Origin of the sequence: Pseudovibrio sp. POLY-S9, assembly GCF_001431305.1 — a bacterium.
In the GTDB taxonomy this organism is placed as follows: domain Bacteria; phylum Pseudomonadota; class Alphaproteobacteria; order Rhizobiales; family Stappiaceae; genus Pseudovibrio.
Genome location: NZ_LCWX01000028.1, coordinates 1 through 539 on the forward strand (window position 1 = coordinate 1; position 539 = coordinate 539).

Here is a 539-nt window from a genome sequence, read left to right on the forward strand (position 1 = left end):
GGGAAGAAGTACATTCCATCTTGCCCGACATAGAAACCAGCAGGGTCTTGGGTAAAGACATAGACTGAACCGGAACCCTCACCGTTGTCATTGTCAGAATGCGATCCAACTGTGATAACACCGTCTTCATTGATTGAAACAGAGCTACCGAACAGACCATCACCTGATACGTCAGGGGCTGTCAGTTCAATCTCAGAGTAACCACCAGAACCATTCGGCACATAAACATAAGCAGCGCCGATGCCGGAAGTGGCACCGGTAACGATGACGCCAGCCTCATTCACAGCAAGTGCCGGGCCTGTACTACTATCTCCGGTAATCAGCTTGGAAACTGTATAGTTACCATTGCCATCCGGCTCATGGATGTACAAGGCACCGTCAGCACCAACAACAATGGTGCCATCATCCTGAACTACACCGCTTCGACCGAAGCTATCATTGGAGTCAGGTGCGGACAGTTCCAGCTCTATATAAATGCCGGCAGGATCCGGTGTGAACACACGAGCAAGATCGCCTGGACCGTCGGCAAAGATAACACC

The 539-nt window shown here is 51.0% G+C and carries 1 protein-coding gene; it reads right to left on the minus strand.

What is annotated here, in order from left to right:
• On the minus strand, positions 1-539 hold a 539-nt coding region (locus tag PPL9_RS01405), incomplete at both ends, for an FG-GAP repeat protein (RefSeq protein ID WP_200962061.1).